15 protein-coding genes and 1 tRNA gene are annotated in these 23,716 nt (G+C 47.4%); 8 read left to right on the top strand and 8 right to left on the bottom strand.

The features are described from left to right. The first annotated feature begins 105 nt into the window (after positions 1–105). From IQ257_RS22035 to mdh, 4 genes are all read left to right on the top strand, one after another. Positions 106–441 (top strand): photosystem I reaction center subunit IV, encoded by a 336-nt coding sequence (locus tag IQ257_RS22035; RefSeq protein ID WP_193877031.1) that lies wholly within the window; start codon positions 106–108, stop codon positions 439–441. Positions 442–444: 3 nt separating this feature from the next. Continuing rightward, positions 445–1,293, top strand: coding sequence for a DNA-formamidopyrimidine glycosylase (locus IQ257_RS22040; protein ID WP_193877032.1), 849 nt, complete (start codon positions 445–447; stop codon positions 1,291–1,293). Positions 1,294–1,378: 85 nt separating this feature from the next. Next, positions 1,379–1,597 (top strand): NAD(P)H-quinone oxidoreductase subunit O, encoded by a 219-nt coding sequence (locus IQ257_RS22045; protein WP_193877033.1) that lies wholly within the window; start codon positions 1,379–1,381, stop codon positions 1,595–1,597. Between the two features lie 84 nt (positions 1,598–1,681). Beyond that, positions 1,682–2,647 carry a malate dehydrogenase gene (mdh, locus tag IQ257_RS22050; RefSeq protein WP_193877034.1) on the top strand — a complete coding sequence of 322 codons (966 nt, stop codon included), beginning with the start codon at positions 1,682–1,684 and terminating at the stop codon, positions 2,645–2,647. A 53-nt stretch (positions 2,648–2,700) separates the two neighbouring features. On the opposite strand, the gene IQ257_RS22055 is transcribed toward mdh, so the two are convergent. The 7 genes from IQ257_RS22055 to trmD form a co-directional block, all read right to left on the bottom strand. Then, positions 2,701–5,670: a PAS domain S-box protein gene (locus tag IQ257_RS22055; protein ID WP_193877035.1), complete on the bottom strand. Its 2,970-nt coding sequence runs from the start codon at positions 5,668–5,670 to the stop codon at positions 2,701–2,703. Positions 5,671–6,087: 417 nt separating this feature from the next. Continuing rightward, on the bottom strand, positions 6,088–6,222 hold the full coding sequence (locus IQ257_RS30860) for a hypothetical protein (protein ID WP_265584525.1): 135 nt from the start codon (positions 6,220–6,222) through the stop codon (positions 6,088–6,090). Between the two features lie 278 nt (positions 6,223–6,500). Beyond that, positions 6,501–7,835 carry a TIGR03279 family radical SAM protein gene (locus IQ257_RS22060; RefSeq protein WP_193877036.1) on the bottom strand — a complete coding sequence of 445 codons (1,335 nt, stop codon included), beginning with the start codon at positions 7,833–7,835 and terminating at the stop codon, positions 6,501–6,503. Between the two features lie 78 nt (positions 7,836–7,913). After that, positions 7,914–8,504, bottom strand: coding sequence for a chromophore lyase CpcT/CpeT (locus IQ257_RS22065; RefSeq protein ID WP_193877037.1), 591 nt, complete (start codon positions 8,502–8,504; stop codon positions 7,914–7,916). 153 nt (positions 8,505–8,657) lie between these two features. Next, positions 8,658–10,580 carry an Hsp70 family protein gene (locus IQ257_RS22070; RefSeq protein ID WP_193877038.1) on the bottom strand — a complete coding sequence of 641 codons (1,923 nt, stop codon included), beginning with the start codon at positions 10,578–10,580 and terminating at the stop codon, positions 8,658–8,660. A gap of 117 nt (positions 10,581–10,697) precedes the next feature. After that, positions 10,698–11,591 (bottom strand): hypothetical protein, encoded by an 894-nt coding sequence (locus IQ257_RS22075; RefSeq protein WP_193877039.1) that lies wholly within the window; start codon positions 11,589–11,591, stop codon positions 10,698–10,700. 225 nt (positions 11,592–11,816) lie between these two features. After that, positions 11,817–12,515, bottom strand: a complete 699-nt coding sequence (trmD, locus tag IQ257_RS22080) for a tRNA (guanosine(37)-N1)-methyltransferase TrmD (protein ID WP_193877041.1) — start codon at positions 12,513–12,515, stop codon at positions 11,817–11,819. Positions 12,516–13,023: 508 nt separating this feature from the next. Here trmD and IQ257_RS22085 point away from each other — a divergent pair. The 4 genes from IQ257_RS22085 to IQ257_RS22100 all read left to right on the top strand — a co-directional run bounded on the left by IQ257_RS22085 (position 13,024) and on the right by IQ257_RS22100 (position 23,438). Beyond that, a complete protein-coding gene (locus IQ257_RS22085) occupies positions 13,024–13,875 on the top strand; it encodes a cyanophycinase (protein ID WP_193877043.1) in 852 nt (283 codons plus the stop codon). A gap of 619 nt (positions 13,876–14,494) precedes the next feature. Then, a complete protein-coding gene (gene cphA, locus IQ257_RS22090) occupies positions 14,495–17,179 on the top strand; it encodes a cyanophycin synthetase (RefSeq protein WP_193877045.1) in 2,685 nt (894 codons plus the stop codon). A gap of 193 nt (positions 17,180–17,372) precedes the next feature. After that, on the top strand, positions 17,373–21,287 hold the full coding sequence (locus tag IQ257_RS22095) for a GAF domain-containing protein (protein WP_193877053.1): 3,915 nt from the start codon (positions 17,373–17,375) through the stop codon (positions 21,285–21,287). Between the two features lie 45 nt (positions 21,288–21,332). Continuing rightward, positions 21,333–23,438 (top strand): response regulator, encoded by a 2,106-nt coding sequence (locus tag IQ257_RS22100; protein WP_228060915.1) that lies wholly within the window; start codon positions 21,333–21,335, stop codon positions 23,436–23,438. 141 nt (positions 23,439–23,579) lie between these two features. On the opposite strand, the gene IQ257_RS22105 is transcribed toward IQ257_RS22100, so the two are convergent. Continuing rightward, a tRNA-Cys gene (locus IQ257_RS22105) sits at positions 23,580–23,650 on the bottom strand. Positions 23,651–23,716 lie beyond the last annotated feature (66 nt).

A 23,716-nucleotide genomic window follows, 5' to 3' on the forward strand; every position in this document is an offset into this window, starting at 1 on the left:
CCCTCCCACACCTCACTTTGGTAATAAAACTTAAAAATCAGATTAAACAGACAGCCATCATCCAGTAGTACGCTTTAAAACTAGATAGCAAGGGAAAAACTCTTTATGGTTCAACGTGGTTCTAAAGTTCGCGTTCTTCGCAAAGAATCCTACTGGTATAAAGATGTCGGAACCGTCGCCACTGTAGACAAAAGTGGTATTATTTATCCCGTCATCGTCCGTTTTGAAAAAGTCAACTACGCGGGCATCAATACCAACAACTTTGCCGAAGCCGAACTCGTAGAGATTGAAGCACCTAAGGGCAAGAGCAGTAAACCGCCGTCTGGGGGTAAGCAAACCACTACTGCGGCTGGAGCTCGCACAACGGGTATGGAAGCCAGAACTCCCAAAGGGGACAAAAAACTGGAAGGCGGACCCAACCAAGGGACGGATTCTCGCTAAGTCGTGCCGGAACTGCCTGAAGTTGAAACTGTTTGCCAGGGTTTAAATCAAGTCACCCTGGCTCAACCTATTCAGGGTGGGGATGTACTGCTCTCTCGCACCATCGCCTACCCTGTTTCTGTGGATGAGTTTTTAGCCGGACTGCAAGATAGTGCGATCGCACAGTGGCAGCGACGGGGTAAATATTTACTGGCTCAACTAACTCGCTCGGATGGTGATAAGGGGGGTTGGTTGGGGGTTCACCTACGCATGAGCGGACAGCTTCTATGGAGCGATCGCCATAAATCGTTACAAAAGCATACGCGAGTGCGTTTGTTCTTCCCAGAGAACCGCGAACTACGCTTTGTTGACCAGCGTACCTTTGGTCGGATGTGGTGGATACCGCCCTCAGAAAAACCCGAAACCATTATTACGGGTTTGCAGAAACTCGGACCCGAACCCTTTTCGGCTGACTTTTCCGTTGACTATTTGCAAAAGAAGTTGCAAAAGAGTCAGCGTTTGATTAAAACGGCGCTGCTGGATCAGGCATTAGTGGCGGGGGTGGGTAATATCTATGCTGATGAAGCGTTATTTTTGAGCGGTATTCGACCCGACACCCCCAGTGCAACTCTGACGTTAGAGCAAATCGAACGCCTGCGGAGTGCCGTTATTCAAGTTTTACAAGCGGGTATTGATGCGGGTGGCACTACCTTTAGTAGCTTCCGCAACGTTGGGGGCATTAATGGCAACTATAGCGGTGTTGCCTGGGTATACGGTCGTGCCAGAGAACCTTGCCGCGTTTGCAACAGTGCAATCGAGCGCCTCAAGTTGGCAGGACGTTCCTCTCACTTCTGTCCCAACTGTCAGTCTTGATTGGCGTTTACTCTCAATCTCATGGGAGATAATAAATAAGATTTCCGTAGACTTTTGAAGAGACTGTACCGCAGCCGAAGGAATTATGGCAGACAAAATCAAGAAAGGCAGTTTAGTGCGCGCTAATCGCGAAAATCTGGAAAACAGCCTGGAAGCTAAAGCCAGCGATACCCGCTTTCCCCCTTACCTCTTTGAAAGTGATGGGGAAATTGTAGACATCAGAGGTGATTATGCACTGGTTAAGTTCTACGTGCCTACGCCCAATATTTGGTTCCGCCTCGATCAGTTAGAGGTGACGAGTTGAACCATTCCGGTAGATAGCGGTGGGTCGGGAGGGCATAAGCTAAATTGAGGTAGTTCAAACTAATATTTTAGCAATTCTTAACCTATGGTACTTTCCTCAGATTTACCTATTGCCTGCAACGACCACCGCGTCACTGTTATCGGCAGCGGTCATGTCGGCAGCACCCTTGCCCACCGCATCGCTCAGAAAAATCTAGCCAACGTCATTCTCCTCGACATCCTTGAAGGAATGCCCCAAGGACTAGCTTTAGATTTAATGCAAGCGCAGGGGCTCGACTATCACAATCGTTCGATTCTCGGCACTAATGATTATGCCGATACCAACAATTCTGATATTGTTGTGATTACTGCTGGCATTCCGCGCAAGCCGGGGATGAGTCGGTCTGATCTGCTCAAAACGAATGCCAAGATTGTGATAGATGTCGCTAAAAAAGCGATCGCCCAATCTCCAGACGCCCTCTATATTGTCGTTACCAATCCCCTCGACGTAATGACTTACCTGGTATGGCAAACGGTTGGTTTACCCGCTAGTCGGGTGATGGGCATGGCAGGGATACTCGATTCTGCCCGCTTCCAAACCTTCATTGCCATGGAATTAGGTGTCTCAGTTGCTGACGTCAGAGCGTTGGTGCTGGGAAGTCATGGGGATTTAATGGTGCCTTTACCTCGTTTCTCTACAGTAGGAGGAGTTCCCATCACCGAACTGATGGATCAGGCAACTGTCGAGGGACTGATACAGCGTACTCGTAACGGTGGCGCAGAAATTGTTAATCTGATGAAAACTGGGAGCGCCTATTGTGCCCCAGCCTCTTCTATTTGCATTATGGTTGAAGCTATTTTACACAACCAATCGCGGCTCCTGCCTGTCGCGGCATACTTACAGGGCGAATATGGCTTAAATGATATTTTTCTGGGTGTACCGACACTGTTAGGATGTCGCGGTATTGAAAAAATTGTGGAACTTGAACTCACAGAGGAAGAACAGGCAGCTCTTGATACCTCAGCGAAAGCGGTACGTCAAGATTTGGATCAGGCGAAGGAACTGCTTTAGAGGAATGGGAACAAGAGTTATGAGCGCTGAATTTTGAATTCAAAATTCAGCGCTCATAACTCAAGCGACGTGGCAAAGCTGGGGGACTGTACAGCGTAAGAAAACGTGGGTTGAGCGGACACCCCTTTTTGCTTAACCGGAAGTGCGATCGCAAATTCTGCCCCTTGACCGGGTAGAGACGTACAAGTCAGTCTGCCCCCATGTTTGTCTACTACAACAGAATGGGAAATCGACAGTCCCAAACCTGTACCCGCACCGACGGGTTTAGTGGTAAAGAAGGGGTCAAAGATGAGTTTTTGCGTGTCTTCTGGAATGCCAGAACCGTTATCGATAATCCGAATCACGACCCAATCCCTATTTTCCACGGCGGTGCGAATTGTAATCATCCGGGGTGTGGGTTGGGGTTCGAGGGCGTCAATGGCATTACTCAGGATATTCATAAACACCTGATTGAGCTGACCGGCATAGCACTCAACTCGAGGGAGTTTACTATAGTCTTTGACCACCTGAATATCTGGATGTTTGGTTCCTGGTTTCAGGCGGTGCTGCAAGATGAGTAGAGTGCTATCAATGCCTTCATGGATATCGACTTCTTTGATGTCTGCTTCATCCAAGCGGGAGAAGTTGCGCAGGGATAGAATAATTTGGCGAATGCGATCGGCACCTTCTTTCATGGACTGTAGCAGTTTGAGAAAGTCTGTCTTTAAGAAATCTAAGTCAATCGCCTCAATCTCCTCTTGAATTTCTGTTACAGGTTCTGGATAGTGTTTGGCATATAGTTGCAGCAAGTACAGCAAGTCCGCCGCGTATTGACGGGCATAGGTAATGTTTCCAGTAATGAAGCCGATAGGGTTGTTAATTTCGTGGGCAATTCCAGCAATCATCTGACCCAAACTCGCCATTTTTTCGTTTTGGATGAGTTGGGTTTGGGTTTTCTGAAGTTGGTGTAAAGTTTGCTTGAGTTGGTCATTGTTGGCTCTCAATTGACGCTCGGATTTCTGCAAGGCTTCTTCTGCCCGTTTGCGCTCGCTAATATCGCGGTTAATCGTCGAGAAAAACTCAACTTCACCGATTCTTGATTTGTGTGCCACAATCACCTGGGAAACTGGAATGGCTTGACCTGTTTGGTTGAGTAATGCCGTTTCGCCCCGCCATACGCCGTTTTCTACGGCTGTGGGCAATCCTTCCGTTTGGATTAGTTCCATAACCGACGAGGGACAGAAATCTGATATTTTTTGAGTGCTGATATCTTCATCCTCCTCAAATCCTACCCATTGCCGACCTGCCCGATTCAAGTAGAGGATACGCCCCGTAACATCGCTGGTACTCACAAAATCCGTTGTCATTTCCAGAATGTCAGTCAATCTGGCGGTTTCTTGCTCGGCTTGCTTGCGTTGAGTAATATTCGTGCTGGTACTAACCAAACGATAAATTTTTCCCTGCTGATCCCGCAAGGGGGTGAGGGTGGTAATCCACCAGGTATCTTTTCCTTGCAGGGGCAAGCATTCCTCATAGGAAATTGAGGTGCCAGTTGTCACACACTCCCTATAGCGATCGCTAACTGTGGCAGCGACAGCAGCCGGTAACACCTCCTGGGGAGTCTTGTCTCGCTGTTGGCTAGCCGGGATACCCGTCAAGCGCTCGTGAGCTGGGTTGATATCTCTGTAACGAAATTCATAGGCAGGGGAGGGGAGTTCTGCTTGTCTACCGTCTGACTTCTCCTCCAAAACATCCACCACACAGATGGAGTTCTCGACCCCATTGTAGATGCTGCGCAAAAACTGTTCCCGCTCTTGCAGTTGTGCCTCAGCTTGCTTGCGTTCGCTGATATCAGTAATCATCCTTAAAATACCAACAAAATGACCCTCAGAATCAAAAATCGCCGTTGCTGACACCATTGCCCACAAATCGGAGCCATCTTTGCGGCGAAACTTGAAATCGTATCGTTCTGGGATACCTTGGCGGCGACGCTCCATTTGAGAGCGAGCAAGTGCCTGATTTTCTTCATCCATGAACTCAAATAGCGATCGCCCCAGCATTTCCTCTACCGTATAGCCCAGCATTTGAGCCATGCGGCTGTTGGCAAAGGTAACTTGGTTATCGGGATCAAAAGTCCACACCCCTTCTGATGCGGTTTCCACGATGCAGCGATAGTGGCTCTCCGATTCCCGCAAGGCAACTTCTGCTCGCTTGCGATCTGTGATATCTTCACAAATAGCCAAGAGATACTGAGGGGTGCCGTTATCGTCAAGCAGGGGAACTTTTTTGGTATAGACAAGCCGTTCCCCACGATGAGGCGTGGCTAGGGGCGCTTCTGGAATATCTACCAATATACCGTCCGTTAGCACTTGCCTGTCTTTCGCACGCAGGTAGCGAGCTTGCTCTCTGGGTAAAAAATCATAGTCGTTTTTGCCCAGAACTTGCTCTCTAGAATAGCCAAATAGTTCTTCGCTGGCTTTGTTCCAGTACATCACTTGCAGTTCTTTGGCATCTTTAATTAATACTCCCATGGGCAGATTTTCTACCACGGAGTCCAGAAAGGCTTTGGTGTGCTGCAATTGAGTTTCTATGTGTTTGCGCTCTGTAATATCTAAAATGACTCCATCGAGCCAGAGGATTTCACCGTTCTCGCCGAAGATGGCTTGCCCTTTGTCGTAAACCCAAGCAATCCTAGCATCGGAACGCACAATCCGGTACTCTATAACATAGGGCTGTTTTGTGCTGATACTCTCGGCGATCGATTGGGCGATAGTCCTGCGCTCTTGAGGGTGGATGATACTGCGAAAGGAACGCACGCGATTGTTAATAAATTCATCGGGCTGATAGCCAGAAATTTCTGCAATAGCCTCGCTCAGAAATGTCATCGTCCAACCTGAGTCAGTGCAACAGCGGTATACAGCTCCCGGAATATTAGCCACTAATGCGCTAAAGCGCGTTTCGCTCTCTGTGAGTGTCTGCTGCTGCGTCTCTCGATTCTTGGTGGAATTATGGAGAGATTCTGGAAAATTTGATAGAGTAGTCATAATTTTTTCCACACATGAGTGCATGGTCAAACGGCTGCGGGTCTGTAGTCAAACCGTAGTAGGATTCGAGCTTGAGCATTAATCTATTATGAAACTTTATCATTTTATTTTAAAACAAAAATACTAGCTTATAATCCGGCAACCACATTCAATTAATTTTAATGATTGTAAAGCAATTGTAAATAGTTTCCCAAAGTGCCGGCTTCAAAAGATAAATTATCCAGTAGGAGAGGCATCTTGCCCGGCAAAAGTGTCAACAGCAGGCGAGATGACTGCCCTAGAAAAATACCAGGGTATTTTTTTGAGAGTCCTTAGACAAGAGTGCGCACCGCTAACCCTCCTATACAACAAAAAGATTAAGGATTCTGATACTTTTGCTACTACCCACAGATTGACATTAGGGTTCTTTTTGCAATACTATCCATCGTCTTTTTTATCTTTCTGCTGCTCCTGTTTCTCCTTCTTGCGTTTTTCAATAGCTTCTTGAAGTCGTCGAGCTGTCTCCTCTTGAGCTTTACGCTCTTTTTCTTTCTCTTTCTCATCATTACTCATGGAAACCACTGTATTCAAACTATCTGATGAGTCTACCCCTTAATCAAAACGTTCTTCATAAAGCAACAATAAAGAACTAACCAAATCCTGTAAAGATTTAGCAAACATTATCACAAATAACTTTAATGGGTATTTTTATTAAAAAAAGTTAAATTTATTGAATCCGTGACGAGTTTATGGAAACTTTCTAGCCCAAACAGTAAAAAAATCAAGCTGCTTAGGGTGTAACTCTGATAAAAAAAGCTTGCCTAAAAGAGCCTATTTTCCTGTACTTGTAATTACTTAGCACTACACGTCTCAAGCAGTTCTTCAATGCCATTTACAACCACAATCTGAATGCCGAGTTTAGAACTAACCTCTTCAACTGTCTTATCATCTAAAAAGCGAGTATCATCGTGCTTGAGCATTACCGTAGGCAGCAAAATTACATCCCCTAAATCTTTTCCCTGCAACCCATCCAGCAAATCTTGCCCTGTCAGTAAACCTGTTACTGTTATTTCCTGTCCCCAATACTCACTTCGCAGTGCTGCCAGGTTCACCTCTAATCCGGCGACAGTATTTAGCTGCTGTACCAACGGTTCAAATACTTTTTCTACCGCATTTCCTACTACCCACGTCAATCGACGGGATGTCTCCACCTGACTAGGCAGTATTTGAGTGGCTGTCTCTTGAAATTGTTTTAGAAAAGAGCGAATTGAACCGACACCGTTGCCGATTTGCGGGTAATCTTCATAGTGAGATTCTGGGGGTAACTCCTGCCTCGCTATCAAAAACCACTCATCAGCTAACCAGGCAAATGTAGATCCGAACTGCTGGCGAAATTTCTCCTGAAGCCGCTGAACTTGTTGAATAACTTCTACTGCTTTTTCCTGACTGACTGGCATCAACTCATCGTCTGTAGGTCGAAAGCGGGTTAACCCGACTGGTACGACTGCGGCTGATGCAACCCCTGGCACTTCACCTTGATGGAATTGTGCCAAATCGAGTAGAGTTTGCTCTAAGTGGATGCCATCATTAATTCCTGGACAAACAACAACTTGGGCGTGAATTTGCAGGCGGCGTTCCTGAAACCATTTTAACTGCTCTAAAATCTGTCCAGCACGATGATTTTTCAGTAAACGGCTGCGAATTTCTGGTTCTGTGGCATGAACAGAAACGTAGAGGGGAGATAGACGCATTTGTTCTATCCGGTTCCACTCATTTTGAGTGAGGTTAGTGAGGGTTAAATAAGACCCGTAAAGAAAGCTGAGGCGGTAGTCATCGTCTTTGAGGTACAAACTCTGCCGTTTACCGGGGGGTTGTTGGTCGATAAAACAAAAGGGACAGCGGTTGTTGCATTGAATTAAACCATCAAATAAGGCGGTTTCAAATTCTAGCCCTAAATCATCATCATAGTCTTTTTCAAGTTCTACACAATGAGTTTTTCCTGCTGCATCTAAGACTTCCAGTTCCAGAAGTTCATCGGCACATAGGAACTGATAGTCTATCAAATCACGGGGACGGGTGCCGTTGATGGAAATAAGGGCATCACCAGGTTCAAACCCCACCTCGGCGGCAATGGAGTCGGGGATAACGTTGGTAATTAAGGCGGGACGAAGGGAATTTTCACTCATGGTTTGTTAAGGATAGAGACGTGCCATGGCACGTCTCTACATCAGGGTAGGAAAAGGGGTTTCAAAATGGATTTGATATCAAACCTTTATTTCATCGGCGAAACTCGTCCAGGGAAAAAAGTAAAATGGACCTGCAACTGAACCCCAGACGTGTTCGTCGGTTACTGGGTCCCGTCCCCGGTCGAGACTCATAAATTGATGGTCGTCAATTTCAAAGGTGCTGTCGAGATAGGTTTCCTTACCTTTGCGGAAGACTTTGCAAGCTTTACCGGGTTCAACACTGCCTTTGAAACTGTGTCCTGTCCATTCTACAATCATGTTGCAGCCGGGAAGTTTCTCTAGCTGTTCAATGGTTAGCGTTTGCAGACGTGGTAAATCGCGGGATGTACCGTAGAATTTTTCTGGGTCTTTAACGGTGTAGTTTTCAATCTCGATATGGTCGCCTACAACCATTAAATTCAGCACCCGCAACCGATAAGGAACGTTGAGCAGGTAATCATAGGCTTGTTCGACAAACAAGCTTATCCCATCGAGTAGTGACGGTGGTAGGGGACGCATACAGACGCGGATGTGGGCGTAGAAGGGGGGATTTTCAAAGGCTTGCTGTTGATTGCTAAAATCAGCCGCCATCCAGCGGGCTAGGGTGGTGATATCGGTAGAATGACTCATCGCACGAATTTTGAGTTGGCAAGGGAGTTTTAATTATTTTAAAACTCTGGGGGATGCTCCTGAGTGCGATCGCAGGTTATCCGTCTGTTGTATTTCTTAACTCAAAAGTGTCAGGTTGCCAAAGACTCCAGTCCCTAGCAGATTCTGAACTAACTACTGAATCAAAATTACCGCCTCTTCCGCCTTCGCATTCAGCGCCTTCTTCAACTCCTGCCCCACTTTCTCAATCAACTCATCAAACGCCTCCTGATTCTCCGTCAATTGCTCCCTAAATACCTTCTCCAACTCCGGCTGCATTTGCTCACAGGTCGAATCAAGCTTATTGTCATTCAACAAAAAAGCGCGACTCCAACCCGGAATATCCAACTTTGTCTTAATTGCCTCTTGGGTTTTACTGCGAGTGATTTCCACACCAGCAGCCAGTACGGAAACCCCATAAACTAACACGATGGGCCAGGTTAAATGTCCCGTGAGAATCAGAGCAATAATACTACCAACCGTACCCCCACCAATCACCACATTTACAATAAACATCACGGTATCGGCAAGGATAGTATCTCCTACTGATAAATCCGGGTTAACCACTTCCGGGTCAATTCCTTCCTCAAACCTTAAACTACTTCTAGGTATCTGATATTTTTGACAAATTGGGTCGGTTTCTGCCGCTAATTCCGGTTGAATTTTGCTGTTAAACCAAGTCACCGACTGATTCTTAACAATCTGCCGAGCGCGATGACTTTTAATCCACTCCTCCGCCTGCTTCTTCATCTTGTCTTCTAAGTCAGCCAGCGTCCGGAGTTTGTTGTTTCGCCAGTCTTTCAAACAGGGTTTAACTGCATTTTCAATCAAACCCTCAGATAGGGGTGTGGCTAACAGTGCGATTAACTCTGGGATATGCCGTTCAATAATATCTTTCAGCGTCTGAGAATCAAACCGTTGGTTAACCTCTTTTTTAAACGCAGCCGCCCGTAAATCCCATCGTCCTACCCGCGCTAAACCCAAGGCAATACACCGTTCTGGTTCCGGATCGGGACGCACCTGGGAGTTGGGTTCCGGGAAAATCTTCTCGCAAATCTGACGGGTAAACTGCATTCGGGATGCACCACCCGTCATCAGCACCACCTTCGGTATAATTCCCTGTTGCTTGAGAGTTTCCTTCGCCTCATTCACCGCCTCCTGAAACGCCTGCATCCAACTTTTACCCTCTAGTTCCGATAATGGCTGATTTAAAATCTCCGCCATTATCACTTTATTCACTTGGGGAATAAAATAAATCTGTTCATTAATCGACTCAAAACCCCGTGCAAAGGATTGGGGATGGCTGTAAAGTTGTTCGTTAGAAAAGTAATCTTCCTTGGCTTTACGGCTGGCAAGTTCGCAACGGGCTTTATGATGGGGATAGGCTTTAAACACCCGTTCAAGTAATTCCTTATCCTCATGGTTGGCAAGCGTCCGGGCAAAAATCGCCTTGTCAATTAGGGATGCGCCTAAGGCATTACTGCCAAAATCCATCGGGATTTCGTGTAAGCTCTTAACGAGGGTAAAATCTGTCGTCGAAGAGCCAATATCCACAATTAGTACTGAGGATTTGAGCTTGTCATAGTCCAGCTTCCCCGCTTCCTTGGCTTGCATGAACGCCGCCCGCGACTCTGGGACAACGCTGAGTCGGAGAATGCCAGCTTCCTTACAGAGTTTCTGATATTCTTGGCGATCGTTTATCGACCATCCAGAAGGACACCCCACAAAAAACTGGCTATCCTCCCCCCCTTCCATCTGTTTACTTTCTTTCAACAGGCGGTAGTAGGTTTCTAAGAAATGGCGGATGGTTTTCCTATAATTGAGATCAGCATTGGGTCTTTGCTTAAACGCAATTTCGAGTTGAGTAACGCCCGCTTGAATTAACGCTTGATCTCCTACCAGATAACCCAACTCGGGATGCCAACCCAGTGCTGTAACTTGAACTTTTTTGCTGTTAACTTCCAGCATTTCTGGGGGTTCAATACTCTCCACCCGCGCCTTCGCCACGGCGGTTTCACCGTGACCTAAATCGAACCCAATTGTTTCTAACACTGGCATACTCATACATTCCGGCTAATTCTTATTTGCAAGAGAAAGTTAAATCTTGCACTACCCCCCTAACCCCCCTTGGTAAAGGGGGGTTAGGGGGGTAGTAAACTGCGATGATAGGACATCTCACTCTCTCACCTCCGAGTAAGCTGGCTGAATCACTCGTCCACGTCGCAACAAGCGATCGCCTTTTACCAAAGCAGGCGTTATCGTAATGTAGTCTGTAGCCGCAGGGTCGATACTCGGCTCGAAGTCAAAATACTGGCGATGACTCTCACTCTCATCGGGTCGATACAGTTGCGCTTGAATTCCCTGCTCGATTAAAATCTGGGGTAGCAGTTTAGTCAGTTCCAGCGCCATCTGGGGTTTTTCGAGAAAGGAGGCACCCACCAGCCTTTGAACTACGTTCAACAATTCCGGCAACTCCTCTATTCCACTTTCATCAAGGGATTTTTTCACCTCTTGGGTTTGGGCAACTGCCAAATCAATAGTACTGAGAGCATCAGTCAGGTTATCCAGCAGGACTTGGCTATCGACGCGCACGATAGGTGGCGGTGCTTCCCTTGATTCTGCTGAGTTTTGCCGATTGCCTTTGTCGAGTTGGGATACAACTTCCAGTCCTACCAGCAGAGACAGCAGCAAGATATCCATCCATGCCCCAGGCGTATCTGACGTTAGCATGAACAGGGAATCTAAGATGCCAATGCAGATCAGTCCTTGTAGAATTTTTAGGATTAAGCTTTTGGTCGAAAAGCGCCGAGCTTGGCTAGAGATAGGTTCGGGTTCCGATATGTTCGTTTCGTTAGCCGCAGCTAATGTGGCGGCGGACTGGCGCAGGGTGTCTAGGAAAAAGGACGCCAGACGGACTTGAGCTACACTCAGTTCACCGATATAATTTTTTTCTAGGTTATCGAGTCGCTTCTGAACCAGCTTAACGACGTACTCTGGGCTAGTTGCCTTATCGATCTCTTTCGCTAGTTCACTCCGTTCTTTGCTAAAAAGTGTTAATAGTGTTTTCATTAGGGGTACAATACTTCAGCGTTGCTCTCAATAGGGTAACAATCAGGTGTCTTACTGAAGTTTAACGGAAATGCTGAAGGGAGTTTTACACATTGAGGTGAACATTAGGAAATCGGCAATTATATCTTTGATAATGGCGATCGCTTAATCTCTTAAACTATTTACCCTCTAAAATTAGGAGGTTCCAGAGTACCAGAGACTATATCTATTTATACAAATCTAATATTACTTTGATTCATCAGACTTCACCCAATCGGAGTATAAGTCGGGGCGGTGCTTTCGAGTTTTGTGGAGCTGCTGTTGTTTGCGCCAACGGTCAATTGCCGCGTGGTTACCTGACAGCAATACCTCTGGAACCTTCCAGCCCCGAAACTCAGCCGGTCGCGTCCATTGGGGATAATCGAGCAATCCGTCTTCAAAACTTTCTAATTTCAGTGACTCGGTCTTACCCACTGTTCCTGGTCGCAATCGTACCACACCGTTAATGAGTGCCAGTGCCGGAATTTCGCCGCAGGTTAAGACAAAATCCCCTAGGGAGACTTCCCGCGTCACTAAGTGCAAGACTCGCTCATCGACGCCTTCATAATGTCCGCAGATGATGACAAGTTGGTCGTAATTTGTGGCTAATTCGACCAATAACGGTTGCTTCAGGGGTTGTCCCTGAGGAGTCATCAGAATTACATCTCGCCGGGGCATCACTGGCAGTGACTCGACAGCCGCAAAAATCGGTTCGGGTTTCATTAACATTCCCACGCCGCCGCCATAGGGTTCATCATCGACGCGCCGATGCTTGTCGGTGGCAAAGTCGCGGGGATTGACGAAATGGACTTCGGCAATTTCTTTAGCCAGCGCTTTACCGAGCAGTCCCGAACTCAGAGGAGAGCCAAAAAAATCGGGAAATAAAGTAACGACATCAAATCGCACAGGGGTATCGTTGGGAGTAGAGACAAAAAGAAACCAGATTAAAGATATGATAAGAGATTATTAGCTCAATCGGATATTTTTATCCAGATGAGCCAATGAAAAAACCAAAGGATTGCTACTGGGGTGGGCATTCCTTGCTAATTTGAACCTAGCGCAGCGATCGCTCGTTCTTTCCATTCAAGCAGAAATTCCAGATCAGGAAGCTGATCGACTCTGCACGGTCGTAAACTGAGCGATACGCTAACACCTATCAGCATTTATCTCAGATGGCTGACCGCTCAACGTCATAAATTAAGACGCATCAGCCTTGGGGTGCAAGGCGTGGTAAGCGGTTACGACTGTGGCAAGAGTTGAACGAAAACCCAATTCGATATAAAGTCACAATTCTAGTAGACTTCTTGCAGAAGTAGGGAACTCCTGAACAGAAGCGGCTAAAACCGAATATTGGTAAGAAGTTTAGTAAACAACACTCAAACCTTTAACGTACCGGATGCCCAAACTCGACAGTATGCTGCAGTTAGAATCTCAATTCCAAGGAACTAGAATGCCTCAATTGACTAAAACCGCGATCATCGTCATCGGCGGCGCTGAAGACAAAGTTCACGGACGGGAGATCCTGCATACCTTTTTTTGTCGTTCTGGGTCAAGTGAGGCGCGAATTGCAATTATCCCCTCAGCATCGCGGGAACCAGCGATTATTGGCGATCGCTATTATCGAATTTTTGAGGACATGGGGGCAAAGGAAATTCAAGTACTTGATGTCCGCGATCGCGCTCAAGGTGCAGACCCAGATTGGCAGAACTACGTGGAAACTTGTACCGGAGTTTTCATGACCGGCGGCGATCAACTTCGCTTGTGTGGACTGCTTTCCGACACGCCGTTAATGGAAAAAGTGCGACAACGGGCGCATCGGGGAGAACTTACCCTAGCTGGCACGAGTGCAGGTGCAGCCGTCATGGGTCATCACATGATTGCAGGCGGTGGTAGTGGTGAAAGTCCGAATCGCTCTTTAGTCGATATGGCGATTGGGTTGGGAATTATTCCAGAAGCGATCGTAGATCAACATTTTCTCAATCGTAATCGTATAGCCCGCCTCATGAGCGCCATTGCTGCCCATCCCGACCGATTGGGTATCGGAATTGATGAAGATACCTGTATTTTAGTCGAGCGTGATGGCTGCTTACAGGTCTTGGGCAAAGGCACCGTGACGATTATCGATCCGGGGGAAGTGTCCCATTCTAACCATTCGGATATCGGTGCCAACGATCCAATCAGCCTGCATAACTTGCGCGTGCATATTTTGTGCCACGGCGATCGCTATCACCTATACAAGCGTTCCCTAATGCCAATAGGCAGCTAAGTCGCCTTACTTTTTATCGGCTGTCAGTTATCAGTTTTACCCAACCTGTTGAGTGATCCCCTATGACCTCTAACCTATCTTGGGTTCTGTTACGGATATTAGAGATAAAACTGTTCACGATGAACAGTTTAAGTGCTTTTTAAAGCTGGAAACTAGATAAGACTCAAAACCTCATAAAAAGCTACGCTCTGTTGGTTTAAGTCAGGTAACTTACAAAAATCGGGATAAAACCGTTTTGACACCAAGTCTGTTCCGTGGAAACACCATCGACTAAACCAAAGACCTGCGATAGTCTTGATAAGGTTCTTGTAGAGTTAGATTAAATACCATAGTTTTACCTCCCTGGTGGGAAGAAAGGCTCTCCCAGATTCTGCTAGCGTTTTTTAGATAACATTGGCGTAGCAGTTCTTCTAAGAGTCAATCCTTGACCGTTCGGTTTAGTCTTGTATGCGAGGATAGTCAACCCTGTCACCAGATTTCCAGAATGTTGGCGCAGATTTTTGGCAGTACCACTCCAGCTTTTAACTATGCCGGAGGAACCAGTCAAAGCGCTGCTTTTGCAATTGCGACTTCAAGCTTTCCTGCCTAATTGTTTGAATCACCCCCCATATCCATTGTTATGAGAATTCTGAAAATCCAGACGTTACGCGGTCCTAACTATTGGAGTATTCGACGCCACAAACTCATTGTCATGCGTCTTGATTTGGAGGAACTGGCAGACAAACCATCCAATGACATTCCTGGTTTCTATCAAGGATTGGTTGAGGCGTTACCCAGTCTGGAGGAACACTTTTGTTCCCCCGGCGTTCGGGGCGGTTTCTTGAGTCGCGTGAAAGACGGCACGATGATGGGACACATCATCGAACACGTTGCCCTAGAACTGCAAGAACTAGCAGGTATGCTGGTGGGATTTGGTCGCACTCGGGAAACGGCAACTCCAGGGATTTATCAGGTCGTGTTTGAGTATACCGACGAACAAGCGGGTCGCTATGCCGCCAGAGCCGCCGTGCGCCTGTGTCAAAGTATCATTGATACGGGTATCTATGCCCAAAGCGAACTCGAGCAAGACTTAAAAGATTTGCAAGAACTCGCTCGTGATGCAGCATTAGGTCCGAGTACGGACGCCCTCGTCAAAGAGGCAGCAGCTAGGGGTATTCCCTGGGTTCCCCTGAGTGCTAGAGCGATGATTCAGGTCGGTTACGGTATTCATCAAAAGCGGATTCAAGCCACATTGAGCGATCGCTCGGGTATTTTAGCGGTTGAGCTGGCTTGTGACAAAGAAGGCACCAAACAAATCCTCAAAGACGCCGGAGTGCCGGTTCCACGGGGCACCGTCGTTCATTACTTGGACGAGTTAGAATCCGCGATTGAAGATTTGGGGGGGTATCCAGTTGTGTTCAAGCCCCTCGATGGCAATCACGGACGGGGGATCACTATCGACATCCAAAACCGGGATGAAGCAGAGAAAGCCTACGATACAGCTAAAGATATCTCCCGCGCCGTGATCGTCGAACGCTACTATAAGGGTTTTGACCACCGAGTTTTGTTAGTCAATGGCAAAGTCGTGGCGGTAGCCGAACGTATTCCCGCCAACGTCATTGGGGATGGCAAATCTACGGTTGCAGAATTGATTGAGGAAACCAACCGCGACCCCAATCGCGGTGATGGACATGACAACGTATTAACCAAAATTGTCGTAGATCGCACGAGCCTGAACTTATTAGAGCGTCAGGGCTACAGTTTAGATACCGTTGTCAAAGAGGGAGAAGTCTGTTACTTGCGGGCAACGGCTAACCTGAGCACAGGAGGCATTGCCGTAGACCGCACCGACGATATTCACCCTGAAAATGTCTGGCTAGCAGAGCGAATTGCCAAAATCATCGGTCTGGATATTGCCGGAATTGATATCGTGACACCTGATATTAGCAAACCCCTCCGCGACGTAAACGGTGTGGTAGTCGAAGTCAACGCAGCTCCGGGCTTTCGGATGCACGTTTGTCCCAGCCGAGGTTTGCCTCGCAATGTCGGCGCACCGGTCATGGATATGCTGTTTCCGTCCGGTAAACCTAGCCGCATTCCCATTCTGGCGATCACTGGCACGAATGGCAAAACGACAACAACCCGCTTGATTGCCCACATTTATAAACAAACCGGACAAGAAGTTGGCTACACCACCACCGATGGTATCTACATTGGGGAGCATCTTGTCGAACAAGGAGATACCACCGGTCCTCAAAGCGCTCAGGTAATTCTCAAAGACCCCACCGTCGAGGTGGCAGTGCTGGAAACGGCACGAGGTGGCATTTTGAGATCGGGCTTGGCGTTTGATATGTGCGATATCGGTGTTGTTTTAAATGTCTCTGCTGACCATTTGGGTATTGGAGATATCGATACGATCGAACAGATGGCTCGTCTCAAAAGTGTGGTTGCTGAATCGGTTAGTCCCTACGGCTATGCCATCCTTAACGCTGATGATCCCCTAGTGGTGGCAATGGCAGAGCGGGTCAAGGGTCATGTGGCATTTTTCTCAATGAACCCAGAGAACCCGGTGGTACAAAGTCATACCCGACAAGGGGGTTTGGCAGCCGTCTATGAGAATGGCTATCTATCTGTTGTGCGGGGTGATTGGACGCTGCGGATTGAACCAGCCGAGAGTGTGCCGATGACGATGGGAGGAATGGCACCATTCCAAATCGCCAACGCCCTCGCTGCCAGTCTCGCCGCTTTTGCCCAAGGGGTGCCGATTGAGGCAATTCGGACAGCGTTGACCACATTCCGCGCTTCTGTCGCTCAGACACCTGGACGGATGAATTTATTTAATCTCGGTCGCTACCATGCCCTCGTCGATTACGCTCACAATGCCGCGAGTTATGAGGCAGTCGGTGGTTTTGTATGCAACTGGCCCGGAGAACGGATTGGTATCGTGGGGGGTCCTGGTGATCGCCGCGACGAAGATTTTATTAACTTAGGAAAACTTGCTGCTAAAATTTTCAACCGGATTATCGTTAAAGAAGATGACGACCGACGGGGGCGTCCCAGTGGAGAGGCAGCCGAGTTAATTTGCAAGGGTATCGTTCAAGAAAAGCCGGATAGCCAGTATGAAGTGATTCTCAAGGAAACTGAGGCAATTAATACAGGGTTAGATCAGGCAGAATCCGGGGGGTTGGTTGTGATTTTCCCAGAAAGTGTCAGCCGTGCCATTAGCTTGATTGAAGTACGCCGTCCTCTACCGGCAAATGGTTATCAGCCAATCAGTAGCGAGATTCAACCAGATTTGCAGCAATCGGTTGTTAACCACGTTTAATTAAATTAGGAAGAAGGGGGTTTGCAGCAATAGACCAAATACCTATACCATAGCTGCCTTGTTTCACTAGTTTTACCGATAATCGACCTATAGATTCACCCCGTCAAATCTATGGGTCGATTATTGTCTATAGGAGAACTAGCATGGGAAAGGAACGACACCTCTATTCCCGACTCCCGACTCTTTCTAAATCATGCCTGAAAACGACATCATCCTAGATGCCAAGACTTACGAGTCACTTCAGCAAGAACTCACCACCCTCCGCACCCGCGTTGCCGAACTTGAAGCAACCGCTGTACCCGAACCCACTCAAGTTGCCCAACAAAAGGCGCTGTTGACTGTTGTGACAAAAATTCGAGAATCCCTGGATCTCGATAGTATCTTTAAATCAACCGCCAGAGAAGTCCGCCAACTACTCCATGCCGATCGGGTGGGAATGTTTCGCTTTGACTCTGACTCTGGCTGGGGATATGGGCAAATTGTCTCAGAGGATGTAGTACTGCCGTTTAATTCAGCCATTGCCGCTAAAATTAGCGATCGCTGTTTTGGACAAAAACACGCCACCTATTACCAACAGGGTCGAATTTGGGCAGCTAACGATATCTATGCCCTCAACTTGGCAGATTGCCATCTTGCCATCCTCTCCCGCTTTCAAGTTAGGGCAAACCTCGTCGTTCCTCTACTCAAAGGCAAGGACTTATGGGGGTTGCTATGTATTCACCAGTGTTCGAGTCCGCGTCAGTGGCGGGGCGATGAAATCGAGTTCGTTCGGCAGATTGCCATTCATTTGGGAATCGCACTCCAGCAAGCGGAATTTGTCGCCCAACTCCAGATGCAATCTGAGCATCTTGCCCAAGCTGTCGCCCAAGCCGTGGAACGGGAGAAAGCTGTTGCTGCTATTATTGACAAAATTCGGCGATCGCTAGAGCTGAGTACTATTTTCCAAACCACTGTACAAGAAGTACGACATCTTCTGGAAGCCGATCGCGTCACCATCTATCGCTTTAATCCTGATTGGAGTGGTGAATTTGTAGTCGAGTCAGTCGTTCCAGGCTGGGCTTCCCTCATCCAAGAGCAACTGAATCGCCCAGAATTGGGTAAGAACATTACCGAATGTAGCGTAAAAATCTTAGCAACCCCCCAGATTATCGATACCTACCTGCAAGAAACAGAAGGGGGTGAATTTACTAGGGGTGAAGTCTTTCGAGTTTGTCATGATATTTACAAGGCTGGATTTTCTCCCTGCTATATTGAAGCCCTAGAGAGTTATCAGGCAAGAGCCTATGCAATCATCGCCATTTATAAAGGCAAGAGCCTGTGGGGGTTGCTAGCCGCATTTCAAAATTCCAGCTCTCGGCAGTGGAATGATACCGAAGTCAACTTCCTCGTTCAAATTGGCGCACAGCTAGGCGTAGCCATTCAACAAGCCGAGCTATTGGGACAGGCTCAACGGCGTTCGGCAGAACTGCAGACGACGCTGGAAGCTCAATTGCAACAACGAGCCGACGAATTAGCGAAAGATGCAGAACGGGAGCGAGCCTTAGCGCAAGTCATCGACAAAATTCGCAAAACCTTAGACCTTAATACCATTTTTCAGACCGCCGCCACAGAAGTTCGGAAACTGCTAGGTGTAGAGCGCATTACGATTTACAAGTTCCGCGAAGACTATTTCGGTGACTTTATTTTTGAATCAGAATCCCACGGATTGCCAAAACTTGTGGGCAGTGGTTGGGAAGATCCCTATTTGAACGAACACCAAGGGGGCAAGTTACGCTATAACGAACCCTGTGTTGCTGATGGTATCTATAATGCTGGTTTGACCGATTGCCACATCGAAGCCCTGGAATACTTCGGCGTAAAATCTTTTGTGGTAGTTTCTCTGTTCAAAGGCGAAAAACTTTGGGGATTGCTGAGTGCCTTTCAACACAGCAGTCCCAAGCATTGGGAAGAGCGGGAAGTCAAGTTACTGATGCAAGTGGCAGCTCAACTAGGAGTAGCCCTACAACAGTCAGAGTATCTAGAACTGCTGCAAGCTCAAGCCAAACAACAGGCAAAAGCAGCACAACAGGCGCGGGCTTTAGCGCGGGTGATTGAGAGAATTCGCCAAACCCTAGATATCGGTACCATATTTAGTGCCACAACTCAAGAAGTGCGGCAAATCCTCAATTGCGATCGCGTCGTTGTCTATCAGTTTAATCCCGACTGGAGCGGGGAATTTGTCTCGGAATCAGTCGCACCCGGCTGGCTCCCATTAGTCAGCTCCGAACTCAAAACCATTTGGCCCGATACCTATCTACAACAAACTCAGGGAGGCAGATATCGCAATCATGAAAACTTAGTGATTGATGACATTTACCAGATAGAACACACCCAATGCTACATCAAACTCCTTCAGCAATTTCACGTCAGAGCCTATTGTTTGATACCCGTTTTTGTCGGTGAAAAACTGTGGGGATTGCTGGGTGCCTATCAAAACTCCGGCGCTCGTCACTGGGAACTCGGAGAAGTTAGCTTGCTAGCTCAAGTGGGCAATCAATTGGGAGTTGCATTGCAGCAAGCAGAACTGCTGGCACAGACTCAACAGCAGTCGGCTGAACTTCAGAAAGCCAAGGAAGCTGCTGATGCTGCCAACCGAGCGAAAAGCGAATTTCTGGCGAATATGAGCCACGAGCTGCGTACCCCGTTAAATGCTATCCTGGGCTTCACTCAAGTGATGGCTCGTGATCCATCCCTGACTCAGACGCAACAAGAACAGTTAGGAATTATTGCTCGCAGTGGCGAACATTTGCTAACGCTGCTCAACGACGTGCTAGAAATGTCGAAAATTGAAGCCGGTCGGATCACCCTTAATGAAACCAGTGTTGATCTTTACCGTTTGCTCAACAGTTTAGAAGAAATGCTGCAACTGAAAGCTAATTCTAAAAACTTGCAGCTTGTCTTTGACTATGACTCAACCGTTCCTCAATACGTCCGAACCGACGAGAGCAAACTCCGTCAGGTTTTGATTAACCTCCTGGGAAATGCCATTAAATTTACGTCCGAAGGTAGCGTGATGCTGCGCGTCGCCGTCGAGTCTGGGGAAGGGAGAATAGGGAATGGTGAAACCCCAGCTCCCAAAAAAGTCCAGGATCTTACTCTAGAATCTTCCCTCTATTCCCCACTCCCTACTCCCTACTCCCTCTGCTTTGAAGTCTCTGACACTGGTTCTGGCATCGCACCCGCAGAATTAGATACCTTATTTGAAGCCTTTATTCAAACTGAAACAGGGAGGAAATCCTTAGAAGGAACTGGCTTAGGTTTACCCATCAGTCAAAAATTTGTGCAACTGATGGGAGGTGATATTACCGTTCGGAGTGTTTTGAGTCAAGGAACGATTTTTAAATTTGATATCCAGATTACTTTGGCTGAGGCGGCTGACGTTGAAGCTCAACAGTCAAGTAAGCAGGTTATTGGCTTGGCACCGGATCAACCAACCTATCGCATTTTAATCGTTGATGATAAATGGGAAAGTCGCCTCCTGCTGATGAATCTCATTTCGCCTGTTGGGTTTGAGGTTCGTGAAGCGGAAAACGGACAAGAAGCTATTGACTTATGGGAGAGTTGGGAACCACACCTGATTTGGATGGATATGCGGATGCCTGTGATGGATGGTTATCAAGCAACCCAAGCCATTCGATCGCATTGGAAAGGTCAGGGAACGGTGATTATTGCCTTGACTGCCAGTGTCTTTGATAAGCAGCGATCGGTTGTATTATCAGCAGGCTGCGATGACTTTGTTACCAAACCCTTCCGAGAGGAGGTTATCTTTGAAAAGATGACTGAACATCTGGGAGTCCGTTATGTCTATGAAGAAGATATTCCCCCTACCCTTACCCTACCGGATGCACCCGTTAAGTCGCTGACTCCAGAGGCTCTGGCTGTGATGTCGGCTGACTGGTTGGCACAACTCCATCAAGCCTCACTGAGCGCCAGAGAGAAAGCGATTCTACACCTGATTGCACAAATTCCCGTAGAACATTCGGCTCTGACGCGCTCTCTAACTCAGATGGTTAATACCCTTTGTTTCGATCAAATCGTTGATTTAACTCGACCCCTACTCCGTCAATAACCCCCCAATTTTAAGCGGGGGCTTGGAAAAACCAGAAGCCAACTGATGAATGACAGTCAAATTGAAGTAACGCAGGGAGACATTTTAATTGTTGATGATGTCCCTGAGAACTTACAAATTCTGTTTACCCTGTTAACCGAACAGGGGTATGAAGTTCGTCGCGTCGTTAGTGGGAAGCAAGCATTGAATGCGGTCAAAGCCGATCCACCTGATTTGATTTTACTGGATATTAAGATGCCAGAAATGGATGGCTATGAAGTGTGCTCGTTGCTGAAAGCTTCCCCACAAACAGCAGAAATTCCTGTCATTTTTTTGAGCGCTCTTGATGAACTATGGGATAAGGTAAAAGCGTTTGAAATCGGTGGGGTAGACTACATCAGCAAGCCTTTTCAGATTGAAGAAGTTGTAGCTCGTGTCAAAACTCAACTGACGTTGCGAACTGTACAAAAGCAATTGCAAGCCCAAAACAGGATCTTAGAGTCAGCAAAGCTCGCCGCAGAAGCTGCCAACCGAGCGAAAAGCCAATTCCTGGCAACAATGAGCCACGAAATCCGCACCCCACTCAACGCTGTCATTGGTTTGACGGGATTGTTAAACGATACGAATTTAGATTTGCAACAACGGGACTGGGTGACAACAATTCGCCAGAGTGGGGAAGCCCTTCTCTGTACTATTAATGATATTCTTGATTTCTCTAAAATTGAGTCTGGCAAACTGGAGCTAGAAACACAACCTTTTAACCTGCGTACCTGTATTGAGGAATGTCTCGATCTCCTTGCGCCCAAAGCAGCACAGAAGGGACTGGAGTTAGCCTATTTCATTGAGCTGGAAACACCTATCAATTGGGTGGGAGACGCTGTCCGCATTCGCCAAATTTTGGTGAATTTGCTCAGTAATGCGGTTAAGTTTACTGAAACGGGTGAAGTTACAGTGTCGGTGAAACCCGAAATAAGGGAGTCAGGAGAAACTTGCAATGCTCAAGGCTCTCTGTTGTTTATTGTAAAAGATACAGGCATTGGGATTCCCGGCGATCGCTTAAATCGATTGTTCCAAGCCTTCAGTCAAGTTGATTCATCTACCACCCGTCGTTATGGTGGTACTGGGTTGGGCTTGGCAATTTGCCAACAGTTAAGTGAAATGATGGGCGGTAAAATTTGGGTAGAAAGTTTTGCGGGTGAGGGTTCCACTTTTTACTTTACCATCCAGGCTCAGGCTGTAGAAAATACCTCTGAAACCCCTCTCGAAACCATTCAATCCCAGCTCGCGAACAAGCGTGTATTGATTGTCGATAATAATGCTACCAGCCGCCAACTGTTGGTGCAGCACCTACAGGTTTGGGGTATGGTTCCCTGTACTGCCTCCTCTGGTACAGAAGCATTAGCTTGCCTGGATCGGGGAGAGACATTTGATGGGGTGATTCTCGATAGGCAGATGCCGGGAATGGATGGGCTAAATCTAGCTACCCATATCCACGAGCGATCGCACTTTCAAACGCTTCCTCTCATACTGCTGACATTCCTAAACGACCCCCTACTAAGTATGCCAACGGTTGAGCATCCCCTTGCCGCCTATCTGACTAAACCGATTAAACAGTCTCAGCTTTACGAAACATTGCATCAGACATTGATAGAACAGACAGCCCCAGTCCAGTCGGAGCCGTCTAATTCCCAATCGATTGACCTACACTTAGCCAAATCCTTACCCCTGCGAATTCTGCTAGCTGAAGATAACGTCGTCAACCAAAAGGTCGGATTGTACCTTCTCAAACGGATGGGATATCAGGCAGATGTGGTAAGTAACGGTTTGGAAGTGCTAGAGGCTTTGTCACGCCAGCCCTACGATCTGGTGTTAATGGATATTCAAATGCCAGTGATGGATGGGCTGACAGCTACCCATCGAATTCGTCAAAAGTGGTCTAGTCACGAGGATGTTAGGTTAAACGATGCTGCACACAATTCCGGCATCTCGGTGACTAAGGGACAAGTGAAATCTCTACTATCCAGGCGTCCTTTGATTGTCGCCATGACAGCCAATGCCCTACAGGGAGATCGGGAAACCTGCTTGGCAGCCGGGATGGATGACTACATCAGCAAACCGATTCGACTCGAAGAACTGGTTCGAGTCTTGAAAAGCTTGCCATCTGGCATTTGAGCCTTCTGTAACCCAAACGCCTGTTTGAGTTCGCGGAGTGTCACCTCATTAGCCGGCATTGTTTGCGTCATCTTGGCACTATCAACGCTCAAGCTTTATCTGTCATCAATGACAATTAATTCATCAATGTAGGGCTAAAAAAGGCGGCACCCAGATTCGAACTGGGGGTAAAGGCTTTGCAGGCCCCTGCCTTACCACTTGGCTATGCCGCCACTACCTCAGCTTATAAGTATATCAAGTTAGCAAGATTTTGACCAAGATGGGGTGCGGGGGAGCGG

The sequence above is a fragment of the Coleofasciculus sp. LEGE 07092 genome (assembly GCF_015207375.1).
GTDB lineage: Bacteria > Cyanobacteriota > Cyanobacteriia > Cyanobacteriales > Coleofasciculaceae > LEGE-07092.